Source organism: Actinomyces sp. oral taxon 897 (assembly GCF_002999235.1).
Classification (GTDB): Bacteria; Actinomycetota; Actinomycetes; order Actinomycetales; family Actinomycetaceae; genus Actinomyces.
Genome location: NZ_CP027236.1, coordinates 2,463,580 through 2,486,746 on the forward strand (window position 1 = coordinate 2,463,580; position 23,167 = coordinate 2,486,746).

At 70.9% G+C, this 23,167-nt stretch carries 14 protein-coding genes, 1 tRNA gene and 3 rRNA genes; 12 read left to right on the plus strand and 6 right to left on the minus strand.

Annotated elements, in window-relative coordinates; genetic code table 11:
* Window positions 1-6 precede the first annotated feature (6 nt).
* The 11 genes from C3V41_RS09765 to C3V41_RS09820 all read left to right on the plus strand — a co-directional run bounded on the left by C3V41_RS09765 (window position 7) and on the right by C3V41_RS09820 (window position 14,496).
* Entirely contained in the window at window positions 7-324 is a 318-nt protein-coding gene (locus C3V41_RS09765; protein WP_106110105.1) for a TadE family type IV pilus minor pilin, read from the plus strand.
* A complete protein-coding gene (locus C3V41_RS09770) occupies window positions 321-740 on the plus strand; it encodes an Rv3654c family TadE-like protein (protein ID WP_254423560.1) in 420 nt (139 codons plus the stop codon). Before C3V41_RS09765 ends, C3V41_RS09770 begins: the two co-directional genes overlap by 4 nt.
* A gap of 512 nt (window positions 741-1,252) precedes the next feature.
* Complete coding sequence (locus C3V41_RS09775) at window positions 1,253-3,295, plus strand: ribonucleoside triphosphate reductase (RefSeq protein WP_441299724.1); 2,043 nt, start codon at window positions 1,253-1,255, stop codon at window positions 3,293-3,295.
* A 6-nt stretch (window positions 3,296-3,301) separates the two neighbouring features.
* A complete protein-coding gene (locus tag C3V41_RS13890) occupies window positions 3,302-4,237 on the plus strand; it encodes an anaerobic ribonucleoside-triphosphate reductase activating protein (protein ID WP_254423561.1) in 936 nt (311 codons plus the stop codon).
* 366 nt (window positions 4,238-4,603) lie between these two features.
* Window positions 4,604-4,951 carry a type II toxin-antitoxin system Phd/YefM family antitoxin gene (locus tag C3V41_RS09790; protein ID WP_106110107.1) on the plus strand — a complete coding sequence of 116 codons (348 nt, stop codon included), beginning with the start codon at window positions 4,604-4,606 and terminating at the stop codon, window positions 4,949-4,951.
* A complete protein-coding gene (locus tag C3V41_RS09795) occupies window positions 4,938-5,339 on the plus strand; it encodes a type II toxin-antitoxin system VapC family toxin (protein WP_106110108.1) in 402 nt (133 codons plus the stop codon). Before C3V41_RS09790 ends, C3V41_RS09795 begins: the two co-directional genes overlap by 14 nt.
* Window positions 5,340-5,365: 26 nt before the next feature.
* A complete protein-coding gene (locus C3V41_RS09800) occupies window positions 5,366-7,339 on the plus strand; it encodes a DUF7059 domain-containing protein (protein ID WP_106110109.1) in 1,974 nt (657 codons plus the stop codon).
* 582 nt (window positions 7,340-7,921) lie between these two features.
* A 16S ribosomal RNA gene (locus C3V41_RS09805) occupies window positions 7,922-9,464 on the plus strand.
* 426 nt (window positions 9,465-9,890) lie between these two features.
* A 23S ribosomal RNA gene (locus tag C3V41_RS09810) occupies window positions 9,891-13,066 on the plus strand.
* Between the two features lie 243 nt (window positions 13,067-13,309).
* Window positions 13,310-13,426, plus strand: a 5S ribosomal RNA gene (gene rrf, locus C3V41_RS09815).
* The 16S, 23S and 5S rRNA genes sit together here, the layout of an rRNA operon.
* A gap of 209 nt (window positions 13,427-13,635) precedes the next feature.
* Window positions 13,636-14,496 carry a glutathione transferase gene (locus C3V41_RS09820; RefSeq protein ID WP_106110110.1) on the plus strand — a complete coding sequence of 287 codons (861 nt, stop codon included), beginning with the start codon at window positions 13,636-13,638 and terminating at the stop codon, window positions 14,494-14,496.
* Between the two features lie 256 nt (window positions 14,497-14,752).
* Here the strand turns inward: C3V41_RS09820 and C3V41_RS09825 are convergent, their stop codons facing one another.
* Window positions 14,753-16,486 carry a DUF885 domain-containing protein gene (locus C3V41_RS09825; RefSeq protein WP_106110111.1) on the minus strand — a complete coding sequence of 578 codons (1,734 nt, stop codon included), beginning with the start codon at window positions 16,484-16,486 and terminating at the stop codon, window positions 14,753-14,755.
* 604 nt (window positions 16,487-17,090) lie between these two features.
* On the opposite strand from C3V41_RS09825, the gene C3V41_RS09830 reads away from it, so the two are divergent.
* Entirely contained in the window at window positions 17,091-17,702 is a 612-nt protein-coding gene (locus C3V41_RS09830; protein ID WP_254423562.1) for a low molecular weight protein-tyrosine-phosphatase, read from the plus strand.
* 45 nt (window positions 17,703-17,747) lie between these two features.
* Here C3V41_RS09830 and C3V41_RS09835 read toward each other — a convergent pair whose 3' ends face one another.
* The 5 genes from C3V41_RS09835 to C3V41_RS09855 all read right to left on the minus strand — a co-directional run bounded on the left by C3V41_RS09835 (window position 17,748) and on the right by C3V41_RS09855 (window position 22,886).
* The gene (locus tag C3V41_RS09835) at window positions 17,748-18,977 is read right to left on the minus strand and encodes an alpha/beta hydrolase (protein ID WP_129591553.1); all 1,230 of its coding nucleotides are present in this window, start codon (window positions 18,975-18,977) and stop codon (window positions 17,748-17,750) included.
* A 623-nt stretch (window positions 18,978-19,600) separates the two neighbouring features.
* Window positions 19,601-19,689: transfer RNA gene (locus C3V41_RS13195), tRNA-Ser, on the minus strand.
* A gap of 62 nt (window positions 19,690-19,751) precedes the next feature.
* On the minus strand, window positions 19,752-20,207 hold the full coding sequence (gene tadA, locus C3V41_RS09845; RefSeq protein WP_106110795.1) for a tRNA adenosine(34) deaminase TadA: 456 nt from the start codon (window positions 20,205-20,207) through the stop codon (window positions 19,752-19,754).
* 85 nt (window positions 20,208-20,292) lie between these two features.
* Window positions 20,293-21,699, minus strand: coding sequence for an FtsX-like permease family protein (locus C3V41_RS09850; RefSeq protein ID WP_106110112.1), 1,407 nt, complete (start codon window positions 21,697-21,699; stop codon window positions 20,293-20,295).
* Window positions 21,696-22,886 (minus strand): ABC transporter ATP-binding protein, encoded by a 1,191-nt coding sequence (locus C3V41_RS09855; protein WP_217350933.1) that lies wholly within the window; start codon window positions 22,884-22,886, stop codon window positions 21,696-21,698. The genes C3V41_RS09850 and C3V41_RS09855 overlap by 4 nt, the downstream gene beginning before the upstream one ends.
* Window positions 22,887-23,167: the final 281 nt, after the last annotated feature.

Below are 23,167 nucleotides of genomic sequence, written 5' to 3' on the forward strand. Positions count from 1 at the left end.
GCCGGTATGGCGACGGCGGAGCTGGCCCTGGCCATGCCAGCCGTGGTCCTGGTCCTCCTGCTCGTCCTGGCGGCCGTGAGCGCCGGGGTCACCCAGCTGCGGGTCACCCAGGCCGCCCGGGCGGCGGCCCGGCAGGCCGCGCTGGGGTCGCAGGACGTCACCGCCGCGGCGGTCGCGGCCGCCGGGGAGGTCAGTGTCAGCGTGGAGCGCGGCGAGCTGACCTGCGTGAACGTGTCGCGCCGGGTGCCCGGGCCCCTGGGCGGCCTGGGGCTCACGGCGCGCTCGCGGGCCTGCACCTACGCCGAGCCCGAGGAGTCGTCATGAGCAGCCTGCTCAGGTGCGGGCAGGCCCCGCTCATGGTGCGTGCCGTCCAGGACGAGCACGGGTCGGGCACCGTCCTGGCCCTGGGCGTCATTGCCGTCGCCCTCGTCCTGTGCCTGGGAGCCAGTGCGCTCATGAGGTCCCAGAGTGCCTCCGGGCGGGCGCAGGCGGCGGCCGACCTGGCCGCGATCTCCGGGGCCACCGCCCTGACCTCCGTCTACCACCCTGACGATCCCTGCCAGGTGGCGACGAGGGTCGCCCGAGCCAACGGGGCGGAGCTGACTGGCTGCCAGGTCGACGGCGAGGACGTGACGGTGGACGTGGTCGTGCGGATCCGGATCCTGGGGGTGCCCCGTACGGCCGGGGCGAGGGCGAGGGCCGGCCCGGTGGAGGTCGACCCCCTGTCCCGGAGCGGGTAGGGCGGGCCCTGCTGGTTACGCACCACGCCACCCCGGGCGCTCCCCTGTCCCGGAGCGGGTAGGGCCGCCGGGCCTGCCGGAGCACTACCGCGGCGTCAGGGCACCGCCTCCGCGCCCCACAGGGATGACGGGGTGCGGGTCGCCGTGGAGAGCCGCGTCCGCGCTCCGCGAGTCCGCCCGACCCGGCCACCATGGCCCTGTTCGAGGAGCTGCCGCCTCCACACCCTCAGGGCCCGCCCGGCCTCAGGGAGCCGACACGCCGGGCGGGTGGTCCGGGCCGGTCCCACGGCACCGCGTGCCACTAGGACCAAGGTCTGCGCCAGCGCGGAACGCCGGGGGAAAGTACCGGTTATCGATGCGATATGTCTCGATGGGACCACAACATGTTGTGGTCCACCATGTGGACTCCCCCTATATGCTGTGGTGAAGCGGCCTCACATGGGGTATGGTCGCTCCCGTCGCCCCCCGGGTCCCGGGGGCTTCCGCGAGACGTCGTGAACAACCGCCGAGTGATGGAGAGTCCAGTGTCCGTTCCCGTCAGCACCAGCCCTGCCGCCCCCGACGCCGCCCAGGCGCAGGCTGCCGTACCTGACACCGGCGTGCCCGCTCCCGCGGCCGGCCCGGTCGCTGACGGACCCGCACCCGGCGCCCCTGCCGCCCCCGCCTCGGCGGCCTGCGCCGTCGCCCAGGGCGAGCGCCCCACCATTGACCCCGGTGCCACCATCACCGAGTACCTGGACCGCTCCGACTGGCGCGTCAACGCCAACGCCAACCAGGGCTACTCCCTGGGCGGGATGATGCTCAACACCTCCGGCAAGGTGGTGGCCAACTACTGGCTGAGCCACGTCTACCCCGCCGTCGCCGGGCAGGCCCACCGCAATGGCGACCTGCACATCCACGACCTGGACATGTTCGCCGGGTACTGCGCCGGCTGGTCGCTGAAGAACCTGCTCCAGCAGGGCTTCAACGGCGTTCCCGGCGCCATTGCCGCCGGGCCCGCCAGGCACTTCTCCTCCGCCGTCGGACAGATCGTCAACTTCCTGGGCACCCTGCAGAACGAGTGGGCCGGGGCGCAGGCGTTCTCCTCCTTCGACACCTACATGGCGCCCTTCGTCCGCCTGGACTCCATGACCTACGAGCAGGTCAAGCAGTGCATGCAGGAGCTCATCTTCAACCTCAACGTGCCCTCCCGCTGGGGAACCCAGACGCCCTTCACCAACCTCACCTTTGACTGGACCTGCCCGGACGACCTCGCCGACGAGCACCCCCTTATTGGCGACGAGCTCTGCGACTTCACCTACGGCGACCTCGCCCCGGAGATGGCGGTTATCAACCGCGCCTTTATGGAGGTCATGACCGCGGGCGACGCCGACGGGCGCGTCTTCACCTTCCCCATCCCCACCTACAACATTACCAAGGACTTCGACTGGGACACCCCCAACGCCGACCTCCTGTTCACCATGACCGCGAAGTACGGCCTGCCCTACTTCCAGAACTTCATTAACTCGGAGCTGGACCCCGGGATGATCCGCTCCATGTGCTGCCGGCTCCAGCTGGACCTGCGTGAGCTGCTCAAGCGCGGGAACGGGCTGTTCGGCTCCGCCGAGCAGACCGGCAGCGTGGGCGTGGTCACCGTGAACATGGCCCGCCTGGGCTACCTGTACGCGCAGGACGAGGCCGCCCTGACCGCCCGCCTGGACGAGCTCATGGAGATCGGCCGCGACACCCTGGAGCTCAAGCGCGACGTCATCCAGCACCACATTGACGCCGGGCTGTTCCCCTTCACCAAGCGCTACCTGGGGACCCTGGACAACCACTTCTCCACCATCGGCGTCAACGGCATGAACGAGATGGTCCGTAACTTCACGCGCCACGAGCCCGACGGCGGCTACGACATTACCGACCCGCGCGGCCACGCCATGTGCGTGCGCCTCCTGGACCACGTGCGCGGCAAGATGGTGGAGTTCCAGGAGGCCACCGGGCACCTGTACAACCTGGAGGCCACTCCCGCCGAGGGCACCACCTACCGGTTCGCCAAGGAGGACCGCAAGCGCTACCCCGGTATCCTCCAGGCGGGCACCGAGACCAACCCCTACTACACGAACTCCTCCCAGCTGCCGGTGGCCTACACCGACGACCCCTTTGAGGCCCAGGAGATGCAGGAGGAGCTCCAGACCAAGTACACCGGCGGCACGGTCCTGCACCTGTACATGAACGAGCGCCTCTCCTCGGCCAGGGCCTGCAAGGAGATCGTCCGCCGTTCCCTGACCGCCTTCCGCACCCCCTACATCACCATTACGCCCACCTTCTCCATCTGCCCCGTCCATGGCTACCTGGCCGGGGAGCACAAGACCTGCGAGAAGTGCGCGGCGCTGCACCCGGGTGCCGAGCCGGTCGAGTGCGAGGTGTGGACGCGCGTCATGGGCTACTTCCGCCCCGTGCGCTCCTTCAATATCGGCAAGAAGGGCGAGTACGCCGAGCGGCAGATGTTCACCGAGGACGCCGCCGGCTCCCACGGCCCCGCCGTCTCGCGCCTGAGTGCCGTGAGCGCGTGAGACCGCATGCTGGTCTCGCGGGCGCCCGCTCGCCAGCGGCCGCGTGCGGCCGACGACCTGGTGATCGCCGGGCTGGTACCCATGTCCACCGTGGACTGGCCCGACCACCTCACCGCCACCGTGTTCCTCCAGGGCTGCCCCTGGAACTGCTTCTACTGCCACAACCAGGCGCTCATCCCGGTGCGGGTGCCGGGGCTGGTGGCGTGGCAGGAGGTGCGTGACCTGCTGGCCAGGCGTCGGCGGCTGCTCGACGGCGTCGTCTTCACCGGGGGGGAGGCGCTGCGCCAGGACGCCTTGGCCGACGCCGCCGCCGAGGTGCGCCGGGCGGGCTTCGCCGTCGGGCTGCACACGGCCGGGGTCTACCCGCGCAGGCTGGCGGACGTCCTGGCGGCCGGGCTCGTGGACTGGGTGGGCCTGGACGTCAAGGCCCTGCCCGACAGCTACCCGCAGGTGGTGGGGCGCCAGCGCGCCGGTGAGCGGGCCTGGGAGTGCCTGAGGATCCTCATTGACGCGCAGGCCGGCGCCTCCGCTCGCCCCGGGACCGCAGGGGGTGGCCCCCCCGGGTCCCAGGGAGCTCCGCGGGACGTCGCACCCGGGCCCGCGGGGGGTGGCCGCGACGATCAGCTGCCCGGGCTGCGTGTACCGCCCGGGCCCGCGGGTGGCGCGTCGGAGCCGTCCGGGGCGGGCGCGACGCCGTCGGACCTCACCTTCGAGGTGCGCACCACCGTGGTCCCCGGGGACGTCACGGCGCGCGACGCCTACGAGGTGGCCTGCCGGGTCCACGCCGCCGGGGCGCGCGTCTACGCCCTCCAGCAGGCGCGCGGCCAGGGCACGACCGGCGACTTCGCGGTCACGGCCGCGGGCTGGGACGCCGCCTGTGAGCGCCTGGCCGGACGCATTGAGGCCCTGGGCTGGGAGCGGTTCACCTACCGGCCCGCCTAAGACGCACCGCCAGCACCCGGTGACCGGCTGCTCCTCGCCGTCCAGTCCACGAGCCCTGCCCGGGTCCCGGCCACGTGCCCGGGGCCGGGGTGAGGTCGTCCGTGGTGCCCCCGTAGTCCTCGGCACCCGGCCACGTGCCCGGGTGCCGGGGACGTGTGACTGCAGGCTGCCCACAGCCCCGGTGCCCGGGCAGGGCTCGCGGCCCAGGAGCCCGCCGTCGGCTACGCCCTGGCCCACCCGCACCCGGGCAGGCAACGCGGCGGCAATCTGGCCAGCATCGACCCTGGCCCACCCGCACCCGGGCAGACAGGTGCACGACAGCCTTAACCAACCCTCTTAGCCGAGCACCTGGCATAGAATAGGCTCATGAGTGCTGAGACCGTATCCAGACCGGTGGCGGGGGAGCCGTCTGAGCCCTCCCCGCAGACCGTCAGTATTCGCGAGGCCGACCAGCGGGCCGAGGAGATCTACCGGCAGGTCGAGGCGACCGGCGTGCCCGTGACGGTGACTGACCAGGGCCACCCCATTGCCCAGATCATTCCGATCCGTACCAGCGAGACCCCTTACGAGCGCCTGCTGCGTGAGGGGGAGGTGCGTCCAGCGAGAAGAAGCGGACACGTCCGCTGGAGGGCCTGGGATCTTCCTGAGGGTGTGACGCTTCAGCAGCTCCTTGATGAGGACCGTGAGGAGATCGATCTCAGTGTTCTATCTTGATACGTCCTTCGTCGCACTGTCTCTCCTGGACCAGGAGGGCGCTGACCAGGCGCACAGGATCCTTGAGGAGGCGAGCAACCGCTCAAGGGTCGCCTCGTCCGTGCTCCTGAGGATCGAGCTCGTACGCATGGCGCGGAGAACCAGGACCGCTCTGAGCCGCGTCTACGAGATCCTGGACGAGATCCACCTTATCGGTATTAGCAGTGAGGTCGTGGAGGGCGCCTGTGACCTGACCGGGGAGCTGAAGTCCCTTGACGCCATCCACCTGGCCACCGCGCTGCTTCTTGACGACCCGCGCGACCCGGTCACCGTGCTCACCCATGACGCCCGGCTCCTTAACGCCGCCCGCGGGCGCGGCCTGACCGTCATCGACCCTCTGGAGCCCTGAGGTAGGGGCGGCGGTAGCGTCAGGGTATGACGCGCTCCTCCCGCTCCCCGTCGACCCGCACCAGCCCGCCGCCTCCCACCCTGACCTGCGCACAGGCCGCCGCCCTGCGTGCCGACCTCGAGGACAGCGGCTGGGGCGTGGAGACGGTGGCGGCGCTCCTGGGGCCGGTGGCCGAGGCCGCCCTGGATCGTGAGGTCCGCCTGCCCGCCCTGCGGGTCCTGCGCCGCACGCTCAAGGAGCTCGGCCTGGCCGGGGCGCCGGCCACAGGCAGGCCCCCGCGCCCGGCCCGTCGTGAACCACGTGCTGCCGGGGCACCGGACGAGGTCCCCCAGGACGCCCTGCCGGGCACTGGTGCGTCGGCGCCGGAGGGCAGTCGCGGTGGCCCCGCGCCCCGGGCCCGGACGGCACCGGGCGGTCGGGCGACGTCTGGCGGCAGGGCGCCGGACGAGGTGCCAGGTGGCGGCAGGGCGCCGGGGGACGCGCCCGGCATGCCCGGCGCGCAGGCCCGTCCCGCTCCCGCGGCCGCGCCGACGGCGGTCCTCACCGCCCTGTTCATGCTCGGTGAGCCGGTACCCGCCGCCGCCCTCGACGTCGCCCTGCCCCGTACCGGTGCGACGGGCGCCCGCGCGACGGGCCTGGTGGACGCCCCTGACACCCAGGGCCTGGTGCGCCCCCTGGTGGACCTGCGCCCCCACGAGGCGGTCGACGACGTCGGCGAGGTTCGCTGGTGGGTGGCCTCCGACGTCGGCGAGCTCGTCACCGGGCGGGAGCTGGCCCCCGACCACGTCCTGGGGATCGGCAGGGCGGGGCTGACCCTGGCCGGCCTGACGCCCCGGCGGCCTGTAGGGCGGGCCCTGGACCTGGGCTGCGGCTGCGGCATCCAGACCCTCTACCTGCTGCGTCACTGCGAGCAGGTGGTGGCCACCGACGTCTCGGCGCGCGCCCTGGCCTTTACCTCGTTCAACACCGCCCTGGCCGGGGTGGGACCTGAGCGGCTCGACCTGCGTCAGGGCTCCTTCCTGGAGCCCCTGGCGGGGGAGCGCTTTGACCTCATTGCCACCAACCCGCCCTTTGTCATCACCCCACCCGCTGTGCGCCAGGCCGGCCTGCCCCTCATGGAGTACCGCGACGCCGGCGCCCCGGTGCTGCCGGTGCTCGTGCCGGGCCTGGCCGGGCTCCTGCGCGAGGGCGGCACCCTGGTCATGCTCGGCAACTGGGAGCACCACGCCGGGCATGACTGGCGTGAGCGCGTGAGCACCTGGCTGCCGCAGGACGTGGACGCCTGGGTCGTCCAGCGCGACCTCCAGGACCCGGTCCAGTACGCCACCACGTGGCTGCGTGACGGCGGGATGACGCCGGAGCGCGACCTGACGGGGTTCGAGGCCGCCCTGGGCGCCTGGGTGGAGGACTTCGAGGCCCGCGGGGTCAGGGGTGTGGGCCTGGGATACCTGGTCCTGCACCGCCCGGCACCACCCGGCCGGGCAGGGGCGCCCGGTGCCGCCGCAGCCCCGGTGCCGCCCGGCCTCAGCGGGTCGGCGGCCGCGGGGGCGGCGGGGAGCGCGCTGGCGTCTGAGCCCCCGGGCGGGCGCCGCCCGTGGCGGGTGCTGGAGGAGGTGGGCACCAGGGGCAGCGGGGCCCTGGGGAGCCACGTGGCCGAGGTGATCGAGGTCCGGGACCGCCTGGCGTCCATGGACGACGCCGAGGTCGCCCGCCTGCGCCCGCTGACCGCCCCGGACGTCACCGAGGAGCGCTACCTGACGCCGGGGGAGACCGAGCCCCGTCTCATCCTCCTGCGCCAGGGGGGCGGCCTGGGGCGCGTGGTGCAGGCGGGGACGACCATGGCGGCCCTTGCCGGGGTGGCTGACGGGGAGCTGGGCGTGGGGCAGGTCGCCGAGGCGGTCGCGGCCCTGACCGGGGCGGATCCCCAGGAGGTGCGGGCCCGGATGGTGGCTGACGCCCGGGAGCTGCTGGGCTACGGCATGCTCCGCCTGCCCTCGTGAGACCGGTGGTCCCGCCCGGGCTGGCGTGCTCCCGGTCCCGCCTTGTGGCACCTGCTGCCCACGATCGGGCCGGTCTGAGCCACACGTCCCAGACCGGCCCGATCGCAGACGTCAGCCCTCTCTGCGGGACGGGGACCTTAGGCCCTCGACGTCGGCACCTCCCGTGTGGGAGGTCACGTCGCCTCAGGTTGACCCCGTCGGTGGATGCTGGTTAAGTACTCGTCTGTCGCCACGAGCCGTGAGGCCTGTGGGGACCGAGGAACTCGACGGTGCGAATGAGGTGCCCTGAGAGGCTGGGATCACAAGTCCCGGGTTTGACGGCGGCGAATTCGCCTGCTAAGTTCTTCGAGCGCCGCACGGCGACGCCAGAGGATTCGTTCCTCCGGTAGTCGGGGTGCTGGGTGTGTTGTTTGAGATCTCGATAGTGTGTCTTGTTTTTGTGTGTTTTGTTTGTCTGGTTTTTTGCTGGGTGTGTTCTGGGGCCTGGTGTTGGGTTCTGGGGTGTGCTTGGTTGTTTTGTTTGTCTGGGTGGTGCTGGTGCCTGGTTCTGCTGGGTTTCTGGTGTTGCCTGGGTGATTGGTTTTTTTGGAGAGTTTGATCCTGGCTCAGGACGAACGCTGGCGGCGTGCTTAACACATGCAAGTCGAACGGGCCTGCCCTTTTTTGGGTGGGTTAGTGGCGAACGGGTGAGTATCACGTGAGTAACCTGCCCCCTGCTCCTGGATAACGCTCTGAAAGGGGTGCTAATACGGGGTGTGCTGGTGCTGCCGCATGGTGGTGCCGGGATAGGTTCCCCTGTTTGGGGGTTCTGGTGGGGGATGGGCTCGCGGCCTATCAGCTTGTTGGTGGGGTGATGGCCTACCAAGGCGGTGACGGGTAGCCGGCCTGAGAGGGTGGACGGCCACACTGGGACTGAGACACGGCCCAGACTCCTGCGGGAGGCAGCAGTGGGGGGTATTGCGCAATGGGCGGAAGCCTGACGCAGCGACGCCGCGTGAGGGACGGAGGCCTTCGGGTTGTGAACCTCTTTCGCCGGTGGAGAAGGCGCCCCCGTGTGGGGTGCTGACTGTAGCCGGGTTAAGAAGCGCCGGCTAACTACGTGCCAGCAGCCGCGGTAATACGTAGGGCGCGAGCGTTGTCCGGAGTTACTGGGCGTAAAGGGCTTGTAGGCGGCTGGTCGCGTCCGCCGTGAAATCCCCTGGCTCAACCGGGGGCGTGCGGTGGGTACGGGCCGGCTTGAGTGCGGTAGGGGAGGCTGGAACTCCTGGTGTAGCGGTGGAATGCGCAGATATCAGGAAGAACACCGGTGGCGAAGGCGGGTCTCTGGGCCGTTACTGACGCTGAGGAGCGAGAGCGTGGGGAGCGAACAGGATTAGATACCCTGGTAGTCCACGCCGTAAACGTTGGGCACTAGGTGTGGGGGGCCTCTTCCGGGTCGTCCGCGCCGTAGCTAACGCATTAAGTGCCCCGCCTGGGGAGTACGGCCGCAAGGCTAAAACTCAAAGGAATTGACGGGGGCCCGCACAAGCGGCGGAGCATGCGGATTAATTCGATGCGACGCGAAGAACCTTACCAGGGCTTGACATGGGCCGGTCGTCCGCGGAGACGCGGGCTCCCTTCGGGGCCGGTCCGCAGGTGGTGCATGGTTGTCGTCAGCTCGTGTCGTGAGATGTTGGGTTAAGTCCCGCAACGAGCGCAACCCCTGTCCCGTGTTGCCAGCACGTCGTGGTGGGGACTCGCGGGAGACTGCCGGGGTCAACTCGGAGGAGGGTGGGGACGACGTCAAATCATCATGCCCCTTATGTCCTGGGCTTCACGCATGCTACAATGGCCGGTACAGAGGGTTGCGATGCCGTGAGGCGGGGCGAATCCCTTAAAGCCGGTCTCAGTTCGGATCGGTGTCTGCAACTCGACACCGTGAAGCTGGAGTCGCTAGTAATCGCGGATCAGCAACGCCGCGGTGAATACGTTCTCGGGCCTTGTACACACCGCCCGTCACGTCATGAAAGCCGGTGACGCCCGAAGCCCGTGGCCCCACGGGGAGCGGTCGAAGGCGGGGCTGGTGATTGGGACGAAGTCGTAACAAGGTAGCCGTACCGGAAGGTGCGGCTGGATCACCTCCTTTCTAGGGATCTAGGGGTCTGCGGGGGGCGGGGGGCGCGCACGGGCGCGTCCCGGGTCCTCTCGTGGCCCGTCGGAGGGGCCGGACGAACAGCACGGGAGCACGCTCCCCTCTCACCCTGCGTTCTGCTGGGTGGGTGGGGGGTGCCCGCCCTTCCTCGCTCTTGTGGTGGGGGGGTGGGGGCATGCTGTCGGGGTCTGGGGCTGCGTGCCCTTTGTGTCCTGCTTCTGCTTCTCTCCTGGTTGTTTGCTGCTGCTTGTTTGGTGGTGGTGTGGGGGGTTGTGGGGGTGTGGGTGGGTTGGTTGTGAACTGTATAGTGGACGCGAGTATCTTTGTTCTCTGTGGTGTGTTTTTGTTGTGTGCCTCGCGCCCGGGTCCTGCTGCGCTGTTCGTGGTGTGGTGGGTTCTGGGTGTGGTTTGCCTGTGTTGTGTGTTGTTTTTATGGGCGTTCGGTGGATGCCTTGGCACCAGGGGCCGATGAAGGACGTGGTGGACTGCGATAAGCCTCGGGGAGCCGTCTTGCGGGCCTTGATCCGAGGGTTTCCGAATGGGGGGACCCGGCGCCCGTCACGGGGCGTCACCCGCGTCTGAATGTATAGGGCGTGTGGGGGTTACGCGGGGAAGTGAAACATCTCAGTACCCGTAGGAGAGGATATTCCGTGAGTAGTGGCGAGCGGAAGCGGATGATGGCTGAAACCGTCGTGGTGCTGGTTACCCGGCAGGGTCTGCCGCGGCGGGGTTGTGGGGTCGTGCCGTCCTGTTCCTGCCGGGGCGGGGGCGTGGTGAGAAACCGTGGTGGTAGCCGAACCCCCTGGGACGGGGGGCCGTGGAGGGTGAGAGCCCCGTAGGCGGAACTGCCTCGGCCGCGCTGGCACGGTGCCCGAGTAGCACGGGGCACGTGGAATCCTGTGTGAATCTGCCGGGACCACCCGGCTGCCTGAATACCTCCTGGTGACCGATAGCGGAGTAGTACCGTGAGGGAACGGTGAAAAGTACCCCGGGAGGGGAGTGAAAGAGTACCTGAAACCGGGCGCCTACGAGCCGTCAGGGCCCTGCCGCCCCCCCGTTTTTCGTGGGGGGTGGGGGGTGGTGGCGTGCCTATTGAAGAATGAGCCTGCGAGTCAGTGGCGTGTCGCGAGGTTAACCCGTTGTGGGGTAGCCGTAGCGAGGGCGAGTCCGAACAGGGCGTCTAGTGGCGCGTCCTGGACCCGAAGCGGGGTGATCTACCCATGGCCAGGCTGAGGCACGTGTAAGAGCGTGTGGAGGGCCGGACCCGCCTGGGTTGAAAACCGGGGGGATGAGCTGTGGGTAGGGGTGAAAGGCCAATCAGACTCCGTGATAGCTGGTTCTCCCCGAAATGCATTTGGGTGCAGCGTCGCGTGGTCCCCGGCGGAGGTAGAGCTACTGGTTGGCTGATGGGCCCCACAGGGTTACTGGGGTCAGCCAAACTCCGAATGCCGTCGGGTGTGAGCGCGGCAGTGAGACCGCGGGGGATAAGCTCCGTGGTCGAGAGGGGAACAGCCCGGACCGCCGGCTAAGGCCCCTAAGCGCGCGCTAAGTGGGAAAGGATGTGCGGCCGCGGTGACAACCAGGAGGTTGGCTTAGAAGCAGCCACCCTTGAAAGAGTGCGTAACAGCTCACTGGTCAAGTGGTCGTGCGCCGACAATGTAGCGGGGCTCAAGCGCGCCGCCGAAGCCGCGGACCCCCGGCCCCCTGTGGGGGGTTGGGGGTGGTAGGGGAGCGTCCTGTGCTGGGTGAAGCCGGTGGGGTGACCCCTGGTGGACGGTGCGGGAGCGAGGATGCAGGCATGAGTAGCGAGACCGGGGTGGGAGTCCCCGGCGCCGTGTGACCAAGGGTTCCAGGGGAAGGTTCGTCCGCCCTGGGTGAGTCGGGGCCTAAGGCGAGGCCGACAGGCGTAGTCGATGGGTGACGGGTTGATATTCCCGTACCGGTGGGGCACCGCCCGTGCTGACTGGTGGGTGCTAACCCACGCCGGGTGCCGCCTTCTTCCCCTTGTCCCGGGCTTCGGCCCGGGTGGGGGTGGTGGTGCCGGGTCTGGGGGTCCTCCGCCTTGGTAGGCAAGCGTGTTAACAGGGGTGACGCACAGTGGTAGCCTCCGCGGGCCTGATGGCTTGGCCCGTCCAACCGTGTGGCCCGTCCCCCAGGTAAATCCGGGGGGCTGTCTTTGGTGACGAGGGTGAGGCGGGACGGTGACCTGCCCCGTGGGGCGGGGAAGCAGGGTGATCCTGTGGTGCCTAGAAAAGCCTCGACGCGATGGTGTGAGCCGCCCGTACCCTATACCGACACAGGTGGTCCGGCAGAGTATGCCGAGGCGGGCGGGTGAACCGTGGTGAAGGAACTCGGCAAGATGCCCCCGTAACTTTGGGAGAAGGGGGGCCCTGTCCCCTGAGGCCCCGTGCGGGCTGGGGGGGCGGGCCGCAGAGACCAGGGGGGAGCGACTGTTTACTAAAAACACAGGTCCGTGCGAAGCCGTAAGGCGATGTATACGGACTGACGCCTGCCCGGTGCTGGAAGGTCAAGAGGATCCGTCAGCCCCCCGCGGGGGGTGAAGCGGTGAGTTCAAGCCCCAGTAAACGGCGGTGGTAACTATAACCATCCTAAGGTAGCGAAATTCCTTGTCGGGTAAGTTCCGACCTGCACGAATGGCGTAACGACTCCCCCGCTGTCTCCACCACGGGCCCGGTGAAATTGCACTACGAGTAAAGATGCTCGTTACGCGCAGAAGGACGGAAAGACCCCGGGACCTTTACTGCAGCTTGGTATTGGCGTCCGCCGTGTCCTGTGCAGGATAGGTGGGAGGCGTGGATCCCGGCGCGCCAGCGTCGTGGGGAGCCGTTGTTGGGATACCACTCTGGGTGCGGCGTGCGCCTGAACCTCGGCCCGTGACCCGGGTCAGGGACAGTGCCTGGTGGGTAGTTTAACTGGGGCGGTTGCCTCCTAAAGGGTAACGGAGGCGCTCAAGGGTCCCCTCAGCCTGGTCGGTAACCAGGTGTCGAGTGCAAGCGCACAAGGGGGCTTGACTGCGAGACCGACGGGTCGGGCAGGTGCGAAAGCAGGAGCTAGTGATCCGGCGGCCCCGTGTGGGTGGGCCGTCGCTCAACGGATAAAAGGTACCCCGGGGATAACAGGCTGATCCTGCCCAAGAGTCCATATCGACGGCATGGTTTGGCACCTCGATGTCGGCTCGTCGCATCCTGGGGCTGGAGCAGGTCCCAAGGGTTGGGCTGTTCGCCCATTAAAGCGGTACGCGAGCTGGGTTTAGAACGTCGTGAGACAGTTCGGTCCCTATCCTCTGCGCGCGTTGGAGGCCTGAGGGGGCCTGTCCCTAGTACGAGAGGACCGGGACGGACGGACCTCTGGTGTGCCAGTTGTCCCGCCAGGGGCACGGCTGGTTGGCTACGTCCGGGAGGGGTAACCGCTGAAGGCATCTAAGCGGGAAACCATCCCCGAGACCAGGCCTCCGCACGACCACCCCCCTGGGGTGGTGTGGTAGGCCCCCGGTAGACGACCGGGTTGATAGGCCGGGCGTGGAAGCGGGGTGACCCGTGGAGCTGACCGGTACTAACAGGCCGACACAACACACAAACACACGCGAACGAGCACGCGTCAGGCACACGGAGCGTGCCACGGACCACCCCCCAGGCGGGGGGTGGGCGTCCACTATACGGTCCACGACCAACCCCCACCACACACGCTGGTCCGCACCACACCGGTGCACGAGCGGGCGTGGGGCACGAGAACAGAACACGGGGCACGCACACCACCGGGACACCACCCCCCACACCCGGGGGGCCACAGTAGCCCGTGGGAGCCCCTACCAGGCCCGTCCTGGTGGTCATAGCGGGGGAGCCACGCCCGGCCCCATACCGAACCCGGAAGCTAAGACCCCCAGCGCCGATGGTACTGCACCCGCCAGGGTACGGAAGAGCAGGACACCACCAGGACAACCACCTGAGGCTGAGCCCTCGGTGCCACCACGAATGTGGTGCCACCGAGGGCTCCCTCCTCTTCCTCCACGGAGACGGTCACGGGGTCCCGGCGGCGTCGGGACCCGTGGACGGCTCCGCGACGGTTCGCCTGCGGTGAATGACCGTGCGAGCTACCTCGCAAGGGCTCAGGATGGAGATAACGCCCCACGAGCCCGGGAGGACCTATGCCCATCTCACCCTCGCACCGTTTCACAGAGGGCGACCTCGCCGTCGAGCCAGGCCGCTACCAGCTGGTAGCCTCCAGTTCCTGCCCATGGTGTCGACGTGTGCTCATTGCCCGGCGGATTCTAGGACTGACGGAGGCCCTGCCCGTCTCATGGTCCTACGGCCGGGGTGAGGACGGCTACTGGGAGCTCACCGGATCCGACGGTGCCCCTGGGATCGACCCCGCCCTGGAGGCCCGGTCCCTGGCTGAGGTCTATGCCAGCACCCCCGGCTACACCCCACCCCCCACCCTCCCGGCCCTGGTAGACCTCAACGACGGCCACGTCGTCATGGCCGACTCGGGGGCGCTCCTCTTTGACCTGGCTACTGCCTGGTCCCCCTTCCACCGGTCCAACGCCCCCCAGCTCTACCCGCTGGACCGCCGCCTGTCCACCGACGCCTGGGACGAGTGGCTGACCGCGGAGGTCAACGCCCCCCACGGGGTGGTCACCCACTCCAAGGACCCGGAGGAGATCGAGGAGGCCTCCAACTGCGTCCTGACCGCCTTCGACGTCGTCGACACCCTCCTGGCCCGGGCGACCGGCATGGAGGCCAGCCACGAGGACGCCCTGACCTTCTCCGACGGGCCCGGCCTGGCCGCCGTCATCTCCGTCGAGCAGTACCTGTGCGGCTCCTACCCCATGGGCAGCGACATCCGCCTGTTCACCACCATCCAGTCCTACGAGTACGGCGGTCGGCAGGCCTACCCCGAGACCGGCCCCTCCATCTCCTTCTGGCCGGCGCTGGCACGCTGGTTCCGGGCCCTGGAGGTGCGCACCGACTGGGTCGGTTTCGAGGAGCGTGCCGCCCTGGGCCTGTGATCCCCGATCCTACCGCCCCGGGCCGGTAAGCCCGGGTGCACCACTGGGCAGGTCCTCGCTCGTGAGCGGCTGACGGCCTCGCCCGCAGCCCCCGCCACGTGGTAGGTCCTCGGTCGTAAGCGGTAGGGGGCAGGATCCTGATCCCGCCGCTCCTGCCCCAGGTGCCCCCACGACCACCTGCCCGGGCCCGCCTGCGGCGCGCGGCCGCGCACCACCGCACCCACAGCGACCTGCCAGCTACCTGCCCGGGCCCGCCTCAGGCCAGGGCCTGACGCAGGACGTCCAGGCCCACGCTGCCCAGGGCCAGGGCCCGGGTGTGGAAGCCCCGCAGGCTCGCCTCGCCCCCGACCACCCGCTGGGTCGCCAGGGCGGCGTCGCGCGTCTCCTCCCACAGCCGCTGACCCACCGCGTAGGAGGGCGCCTGCCCCGGCCAGCCCAGGTAGCGGTCGAGCTCAAAGCGCAGGAAGGACTCGCCCATGGCTACGTTGTGGCGCAGGAAGGCCCAGGCGGAGGGCGCGTCCCACCTGCCCGGTCCCACGCCGGGCAGGTCGGCCAGCTCGGTGGGCCGCTTCTTGCCCAGGTGCACGCCAATGTCCAGGACCACGCGCGCGGCGCGCAGGCGCTGGGAGTCCAGCATGCCCATACGGTCACCGGGGTCGTCCTGGAACCCCAGGTCGGCCATGAGGCGCTCGGCGTACAGGGCCCAGCCCTCGCCGTGACCGCTCACCCAGCAGCACAGGCGCCGCCAGGAGTTGAGGGTGTCACGCAGGTAGGTCTGCGTCCCCACCTGGAGGTGGTGGCCCGGCACGCCCTCGTGGAAGACGGTGGTGCGTTCCTGCCAGGTGGAGAAGTCCGTGGTGCCCGCGGGGACCGACCACCACATGCGTCCCGGGCGTGAGAAGTCGTCGCTGGGGCCCGTGTAGTAGATGCCGCCCGTGGCCGACGGGGCGATCCGGCACTCCAGGGTCCGCAGCGGCTCGGGGATGTCGAAGTGGACACCGTCGAGGGCCTCGATGGCGGCGTCGGAGGTCTCCTGCATCCAGGCCTGGAGGGCGTCGGTGCCGTGGACCCGCCGGGCGGGGTCGGCGTCCAGGCGCCGCAGGGCCTCACGCACGCTCGTGCCCGGCCCGTAGAGGCGCTCGGCGATCGTCCGCTGCTCGGCGTCAATGGCCGCCAGCCGCGTCCGCCCCCACTCGTAGGTCTCGTCCAGGTCCACCCGCGCACCCAGGAAGCTGCGGCTGAACAGCTCGTAGCGCTCTCGTCCGACGGCGTCGTCCTCACTGGCCAGCGGCAGGATCTTGCGTTCCAGGAAGGAGGCGAGGCCGTCGTAGGCCGCCCGGGCCCTGGCGGCGGAGCGGGAGAGCTCACGGGCCAGGGGCTCGGGCACCGCCGTGGCCTGCTCGCCCTGGCCGACCTGCGCGTTGGCCAGCAGCGTCTCGAAGGAGGACTGCTCACCGGCCTGGGTGCGGGCCTGCCCCATGACGGCCTCGACCTGCCGACGGGAGGCCACCTGGCCGCGGGAGGCCGCCAGGAGCAGGGAGTCCTGGTAGCCCGACAGGGCCCGGGGCACGTCACCCAGGGCGGAGGCCAGGTTCCCCCAGTCCTCGGTGGTGGCCGTGGGCAGCAGGTCGAAGACGTCGCGCAGGCCCTGGGCGGGTGAGGCGATGACGTTGAGGGACCGCAGGTCCTCGCCCGCGGCCGCCATCTCCGCCTCCACCCCCAGGCGCTCACGCATGGCCGCCAGGGTCACCTGGTCCACGTCGTCGGTAGGGGCGGTGGCCTCGATCTCGCGCAGGACACGGTCCCGTAGGGCCGCACCGGCCTCCAGTCCCTCGGGGGAGTAGTCGTCCAGGCGGCCGCGCACGCCCGGCAGGCCGCAGACGACGGCGAACTCCGGGGAGAGGACGGCCAGGTCGGCGACGTAGCGCTCCGCGACGGCGTCGAGCGTGCTGGGGGTTCGGCGGGCTGTGGAGGGCACGGGCTGATTCATAACGCTGAGACTACGGGAGACCCCGGCCGACGTCAGCGCCGACGTCAGCACTGGTGCCGGACCCGGGCGCCGCGTGTGGTGGATCCCGGTGCGGGTGCCTGGGGCCGCGGTCTTACGTGTGGTGCCGTTCCGCGGTCGGCTGCGCCCTGGCCGGCGTCGAGCGGAGTGGCGTGCCATGGTCTAGATCACTCTGCTGGGTGCGATGCGGTGTGGGTCTTGCGGCGTGCGATGCGGTGCGGATCTCGGGCGTGATCTGCGGTGTGGGTCCCGTGTCGGTCCTGGGCGTGGTGGCCGGCGTGGGTGCCTGGGGCGGTGGGTTCCGGGTGTGGGCGTCTGGGGGCGGTGGTTGAAGCTTCCGACGACGATTACGAGCGTACCTGCCGTGGCCTTGCACGCTGGGACTGCGGGAGGACGGAGCTGGCACCACCGTCCGGGGCGTGCTGTGGCCTCACGCGCTGGGGCCGCGGTCACGCCGCATCTTGGTGAGAAGCTTCACACCCGCTGTGGCCTCACGCGCTGGGGCCGCGGTCTTAGTGGGGCCGTTGCGCGGTCGGCCTGATCGCCGTGATCCTGCCGCGGAAGGGCGGTGTGAGAGCCTTGGGTCATGAACCTGCCGCCAGCTCGTCACCCCGACGGCCCCTACCGGGTCGTCATGGTCTGTACCGGCAATATCTGCTGGTCCCCCATGGCCGAGGCGGTCCTGCGTGACCACCTCCAGGCTGCCGGGATGCTGTCCCCGGACCGGGCCGGGGTGGGTCCATCGCGTCCGGACCGGGTCGGGGCGCCCGGCGTGGAGGTCACCAGCGCGGGGGTCTCCGGCGAGGAGTACGGCAACCCCATGGACCCCTGTGCCCTGCGGATCCTGCGTGAGGCCGGCTACGGCGTCGGGCCTGGGGCCGATGACGCCGCGGGCCGGACAATGCGCACCCACCGGGCGCACCGCATGAGCGACGCCGAGCTCACCTCCGCCGACCTCGTGCTGGCCATGACCCGTAGGCAGGTGAAGGCGCTCCGACGCCGGGCCGGTCCCCTGCGTGCCGGCCAGAAGCGGATCCAGCTCTACCGGGCGTACGACCCGCTTGCGGTCGGGCTGGCCACGGTGGACCTGGACGTCCCCGACCCCTGGTACGGGGACCACGCGGACTTCGTGGACACCCTGGCGGTGGTGGAGAGGGTCAGCCAGGCCCTGGTCGAGGCCCTGGCCGGGGCCCGGTGAGAGTAGGGACGAGAGGCAGGTGCCGGCGGCGTCGGGCAGGCGCTGTCAGGGCAGGCGCTCGGCGAGCCAGGTGGTGACCGTGCGCAGGTACTCGCTGCGGGCGGGCTCAGGGGACAGGACCAGGTCGTGGACGCCGCCCTCGATCTGGATGACGGTGACGTCCTGGCCCAGGAAGGGGGCGCGGGCCATAATCCGCTCCACGGAGAGCACCGCGTCGGCGCGCAGGGCGTCCTGGATAGGGTCCCCCGGGTGCCAGGACGCTGTCGAGCAGGTCACCAGCACTGGCACCCTGATCCCCAGACCGTGGTGCACGTCCCGCTGGAGCCGCCGGATGCCGGCGATAAAGCCCGCCGTGACCGGGAACCCGGGGGAGGGCTTGAGCCGCAGGTCCCAGTTCCACTCCCCGCCCCACCGGGCGTGCAGGGCACGGTTGTAGGGATCGGCCAGGCGCGGGTCGGCGTCGGCGCCCGCCGCGGACTCCGCCGGGTTGGAGAGCCTGTGCCCAGGATCCACCTTGGCCAGCAGCTCGACGGCGGCCGAGCCGTAGGAGCGCATAAAGGCGGAGGCGTTGAAGTCCAGCCACGGGGAGTTCAGGACGACGGCGTCCACACGGCTGGTGCTGGGCGGTACCTCGTCCTTGTGGTCGCCCGCCCAGATGGCCGCCTGGAGGCCGCCGGTGGAGTGGGCGTTGAGGACGACCACGGAGTGCCGGTGCTCGGTGCGGATAATGCGCAGGGCCTCGTTGATCTCCTCGTAGTGGACCCGCAGGTCGAGCACGTCGTGGGGGGAGGGGCCAGGGGCGGTGGACGGCCCGGCAGGGTCTCTTGGGGTGGCGGGGTCTCTCGGGGTGGTTGGCCCGTTCTGGCCCGGGGTGCTCTGGCTTGGTCCGTCCTGGCCCGGGGTGCTCCGGCCCGGGTTCTGGCCTGGCCCGCCCTGGCCCGCCGGGGCGGGGGTGGGGGCGGCCTGAGGGGCCGTGAGCCCCACCTGGGCGGACCGGCCGCAGGCACGCAGGTCCAGGGCGTAGAACTCGTAGCCCGCGTCCAGGAACGCCTGGGCCAGGTGGGTCTGGAAGAAGTAGTCGTTGCGCCCGTGGAGGTAGAGGACGGCACGGGTGTGGCGGGGGGCCGCGCCGGGTGCGGGCATCGCCTGACGCTGGTGGACCAGGACAGCGTGGTCGGCGCCGGGTGCGGCGGCGGCGTCGGTCACTGGGATACGACGGGCTACCCAGGGCTCGCCGAGAATGTCTGGGGTCGGGGTTGGTGCTGCGGCGTCCATGGACAAAGTTTTCCACACACGGCGGCCTGGTCGGGTGCGGCCTGGTCGGGTAAGGTCCGCCTCTGCTGGCGGGCCCCGCCCCTGAGCGCGACCGTGCTCCCAGCCGGATAGCGGACCCGGCTGCAGTCTTCAACGCGCTCTTCGGTAGGCGGACGCGCTCTTCGTTAGGTAGACGTCTTCTCCGGTAGGTGAACGCTCTTTAGGGCATATGGACGCCTCCTGGACTAGCGTTCATCTGCTCTCGAGCGCGTTCACCCGCACGAAATGGCGTTCACCTGCACGAAATAGCGTTTGCGGGCGCTGGCTCTCATTAAGGTCATGGGGTGTGTGGTGCCGGAGTGCGTGTCTTGAGGTCGACGACGGCTTGCGTGGGGTGTGGCTGGGGGTGCGCGGCCCCGGCGTCGTGGGCGGGGATGGGCCGGTGGTGCTGAGGGCGTTCTCCTCCGGGCCGGTAAGCGGCCCCCTGGTCCGGGCGCGGGCCCACCTGTCCCGACCCACCAGGGCCCGTCTCCGTGTTCCCACTGGGACCCCACGGTGTTCCACGTATGTACCACGTACGTACCGCGCGCTACGTGCGTCGGTCCCCGGTACCCGACTTTTCGTTGGGATACCGGGGACCGTGGTGGCGGTAGCGCTGGGATTCGAACCCAGGGTGGCTATGAACCACACAGACTTTCGAGATCTGCACCTTCGGCCGCTCGGACACGCTACCTCGACGGCCCAGGGTACACGCCCTGTCCCGGACCACCCAAACCCAGGTACCTGCGACCTCGGTCACTCTGTAGGGGCCGGGGTGTCGAGGCGCCGGGCGGTGAAGAAGTCCTGCAGCAGGGCAGTGGACTGCCTGGCCCGCAGGCCTGCGACCACCTCCACCTGGTGGTTGGTGCGGGGGTCGCGCAGCACGTCCCGTATGCTCCCGGCCGCGCCTGTCCTGGGCTCCCAGGCTCCCAGGACCACGCGCTCCAGGCGGGCCAGCAGGATGGCGCCCGCGCACATGGTGCACGGCTCCAGGGTCACTACCAGCGTGCATCCCTCCAGGTGGGGGTCCCCCAGGGCCGCCCCGGCCGCGCGCAGGGCCAGGATCTCGGCGTGGGCCGTGGGGTCGTGCTCGGCCTGGCAGGCGTTGGCACCCTGCGCGAGGACCTTCCCGCCGGGTCCCAGGACCACCGCCCCCACCGGGACCTCTCCGCGCCGGGCCGCCTGTGCCGCCAGGGCCAGGGCCTGGTCCATGGCTGCGCCGTAGCGTCTCTCGACCACGTTCACGCCCCTAGCCTGTCACGTCAGGCGGACTTGCACACTCGTTCTGAAGGCGGCTCTAGTCCCGTGAGCGAAGCTCGGCCGCCAGGCTGAGGGCGTGCCCCGCCTGGAGCCCCGCCAGGACCACCGCCGTGCAGGTCGTCACCAGGCTCGCCAGGGCGACCACCCCTACCTCCAGCCACGGCCCCCGGTCCAGGACCTCACCCAGGGGCAGGGACATGCTCCGCCCCAGGAGCAGCAGGGAGAGCCCCGTGACCGCCAGCCCCAGGAGCGTGGCGGTCACCGCGTGGACCGCCCCCTCCAGCACCTGGGCGGCACGGACCTGGGCCACCCTCGCGCCCGCCGCCTCCAGGAGCGCGGCGTCGCGACGCCGTCGGCTGGCCCCCAGGGCGATGACCGCCACGCCCCCGGTCCAGGCGGTGAGCAGGGCCGGGCCGAACATGGAGCCCAAGCCCTTTGCCGTCACCCCCGAGGCGCCGCCCGCCTTGAAGCCGTAGAGGAGCCCTACCAGGCCGATCGCCACCAGGAAGGGCATGACCGTGGTGCTGGAGCGCCGTGCCTCGTGGGCGGCGCTGCGGCGGGCCAGGAACCAGGCGGTGGGGTCGGCCAGGCCCGTGGCCGCCAGAGGCCGCAGGACCGCGAGCTCGACGGCACCCGTCCAGGCGTTCTCCAGGAACGGGGTCACCCAGGGCACCAGCAGCACGACGAGGGTGAAGATGGCGAAGGAGCCCGCGACCGTGGCGGCGATCGCGTTCTCCGAGCCCGGCTCGGCCCGGCCGCCCGCCACCCAGGCGGCCACGACCCCGGCCGCCACGGAGCCCAGGAGCACCAGCCGCGTCGTGGCCCCCAGGAGCCGACGCCACCAGGGTCGTGGCTCCTCAGCGCCGTCGCGCAGCAGGGCCAGGACCTCGGTGCGGGCGGAGCGGTGCACCGCCTTCAGCCCGCCCAAGACGGCCGTCCCCGCCGTCACCGCGACCAGGATGAGCAGGTCCCGGGGCGCGGCCGCCGGCGTGGCCGAGGGCAGGATGACGCGCTCACTGACCAGCATGGAGTGCAGCGGGCGGACGAGGAGCAGGCCCAGAGGTGTCCCCAGGAGCCCCGCGAGCGCCCCCAGGACCGCCAGCTGCCCCAGGAGCACCGCCTCCAGGATGCCGGGACGCATCCCCAGGGCACGCCACAGGCCGTGGTCGTACCGGTGCTGCTCCACCGCCAGGCGGGTGGTGGACGTCAGGACGCTCGCCCCCGCCAGGGCCGTGGTGCTGATCGTCCACGCCACCAGCGTCTGGGCCGAGGCGCGCATGGTGGCGGCCTGGGGCGCGTCCCCCAGGGCGGTCGCGGCGGCCAGGGCACCGCGCTGGATGACCAGGACCGCGGTGGCGCAGGCGGAGACGACGGCGCACACCACCGCGGTCCACACCCAGGTCCCGGCGTGGCGGCGCAGGTCGGCCAGCAGGAGGCGGGTCATGAGTCGGCCCTCCCGGTGGTGAGGGCGTCGGGGGTCTCCCTCCGCGGGGCGGGGGTGGTGCCGGTCCCCTCGGTGGTGAGGGCGTTCCCGGGCTCGGAGCCCCTGGGTGCCACGCCCGGCGCCACTGCGTCGGGGGCCGGCTCCGAGGTGGGTCCGGGGTTCCCGAGGGCCGGGGTGGCTGCGTCGACCGGCTTCCGGCCCTGGGCGCGCAGGACCGCCGCGGAGACCGCCGTCGGGTCCCCGCCCGCCAGCTCCTCGACCACCCGGCCCGCCGCCATGACCAGGACCCGGTCGGCGCGGGCCGCGGCGGCGGGGTCGTGGGTGACCATGAGGAGCGTGGCCCCCTCGGCGGCGATCTGGTCGAACCACTCCAGGACGTCCTGGGAGGCGGCCAGGTCCAGGGCGGCCGTGGGCTCGTCGGCCAGGACGATCTGGGGGCGGGCCGCCAGGACCCGGGCGATAGCGACCCGCTGGCGCTCACCGCCGCTCATCTGGGAGGGCATGTGGCGGGCCTGACCGGCCAGCCCCACCCGGGCCAGGGCGGCGTCCACCTGCCCCCGGCGCAGCCGCCGGCCCCGCAAGCGGCCGGGCAGGGCCACGTTGTCGCGGGCGTTCAGGCAGGTGACCAGGTTGTCCTCCTGGAAGACCATGCCCACGTGCGCGGCCCGGAAGGAGGCCAGGGCGCCCGGCCGCAGGGCCGTCGTCTCCCGGCCCAGCAGACGGACCGAGCCCGAGGTCGGGTGGTCCAGGCCCGCCACGCAGGTCAGCAGGGTCGACTTGCCGCAGCCCGAGGCCCCGACCACCGCCGTGAAGGAGCCGGGTGCCAGGTCCAGGTCCACGCCCGCCAGCGCCACCACGCGCTCGTGCCGACCCGGCACCGGGAAGGAGCGCGTCAGGGCGCGCACGCTCACGCTCACGGCCCCGCCAGCTGCGCTGGCCGCACCGGCCGCGCCAGCTGTGCCCGGGGTGGGGGCGCCCGGTGCCGGGGCTGAGCTGGCCGGTGCCGGGACGGTCCTGCTGGCGGGCTCCCCGGCCGGGGGCGTGTCCGCGTGGGACCCTGCGTAGGGCGTGTCCACGTAGGGCGCGCCCGGGGCGGGAGGGGGCCAGGCGGCCCCTGACCGGTGTCGTGGTCGGGGCCCGGCCGAGGGCGGGACCCAGGACGAGAGGGACTGTGCTGAGAGAACCATGAGCCCAGTACATGCCGCCGTCGCGCGGTCGTCACTGGTCCTGGCTCCCCAGCTGGGGTCGGGTGGTGTGGTGCTGGGACCCACCTCCTGGCTGGAGGACCGTGGGGCACTCGTGGAGCCAGGTGGAGTGACGTCGCCCTGTGGAGCCGTTAGCGTCATTGGCGTGTCCGCACCGAACTCGTCAGCCACCGCACCTCCTGCAGCCCCTGGGCCGAGCACGCCCTCGGCAGCTCCGACGTCCGCCAACGTCCGGGAAGGCGACGGCGTCGACGCCAGACCAG

Coding starts and splice junctions, on each gene's coding strand:
- C3V41_RS09835 (WP_129591553.1), bottom strand. CDS start 18,977: ATGGACGCCGCAGCACCAACCCCGACCCCAGACATTCTCGGCGAGCCC.
- C3V41_RS09820 (WP_106110110.1), top strand. CDS start 13,636: ATGCCCATCTCACCCTCGCACCGTTTCACAGAGGGCGACCTCGCCGTC.
- C3V41_RS09825 (WP_106110111.1), bottom strand. CDS start 16,486: ATGAATCAGCCCGTGCCCTCCACAGCCCGCCGAACCCCCAGCACGCTC.
- C3V41_RS09790 (WP_106110107.1), top strand. CDS start 4,604: ATGAGTGCTGAGACCGTATCCAGACCGGTGGCGGGGGAGCCGTCTGAG.
- C3V41_RS09855 (WP_217350933.1), bottom strand. CDS start 22,886: ATGGTTCTCTCAGCACAGTCCCTCTCGTCCTGGGTCCCGCCCTCGGCC.
- C3V41_RS09770 (WP_254423560.1), top strand. CDS start 321: ATGAGCAGCCTGCTCAGGTGCGGGCAGGCCCCGCTCATGGTGCGTGCC.
- tadA (WP_106110795.1), bottom strand. CDS start 20,207: ATGGACCAGGCCCTGGCCCTGGCGGCACAGGCGGCCCGGCGCGGAGAG.
- C3V41_RS13890 (WP_254423561.1), top strand. CDS start 3,302: ATGCTGGTCTCGCGGGCGCCCGCTCGCCAGCGGCCGCGTGCGGCCGAC.
- C3V41_RS09765 (WP_106110105.1), top strand. CDS start 7: ATGGCGACGGCGGAGCTGGCCCTGGCCATGCCAGCCGTGGTCCTGGTC.
- C3V41_RS09800 (WP_106110109.1), top strand. CDS start 5,366: ATGACGCGCTCCTCCCGCTCCCCGTCGACCCGCACCAGCCCGCCGCCT.
- C3V41_RS09775 (WP_441299724.1), top strand. CDS start 1,253: ATGGAGAGTCCAGTGTCCGTTCCCGTCAGCACCAGCCCTGCCGCCCCC.
- C3V41_RS09850 (WP_106110112.1), bottom strand. CDS start 21,699: ATGACCCGCCTCCTGCTGGCCGACCTGCGCCGCCACGCCGGGACCTGG.
- C3V41_RS09830 (WP_254423562.1), top strand. CDS start 17,091: ATGAACCTGCCGCCAGCTCGTCACCCCGACGGCCCCTACCGGGTCGTC.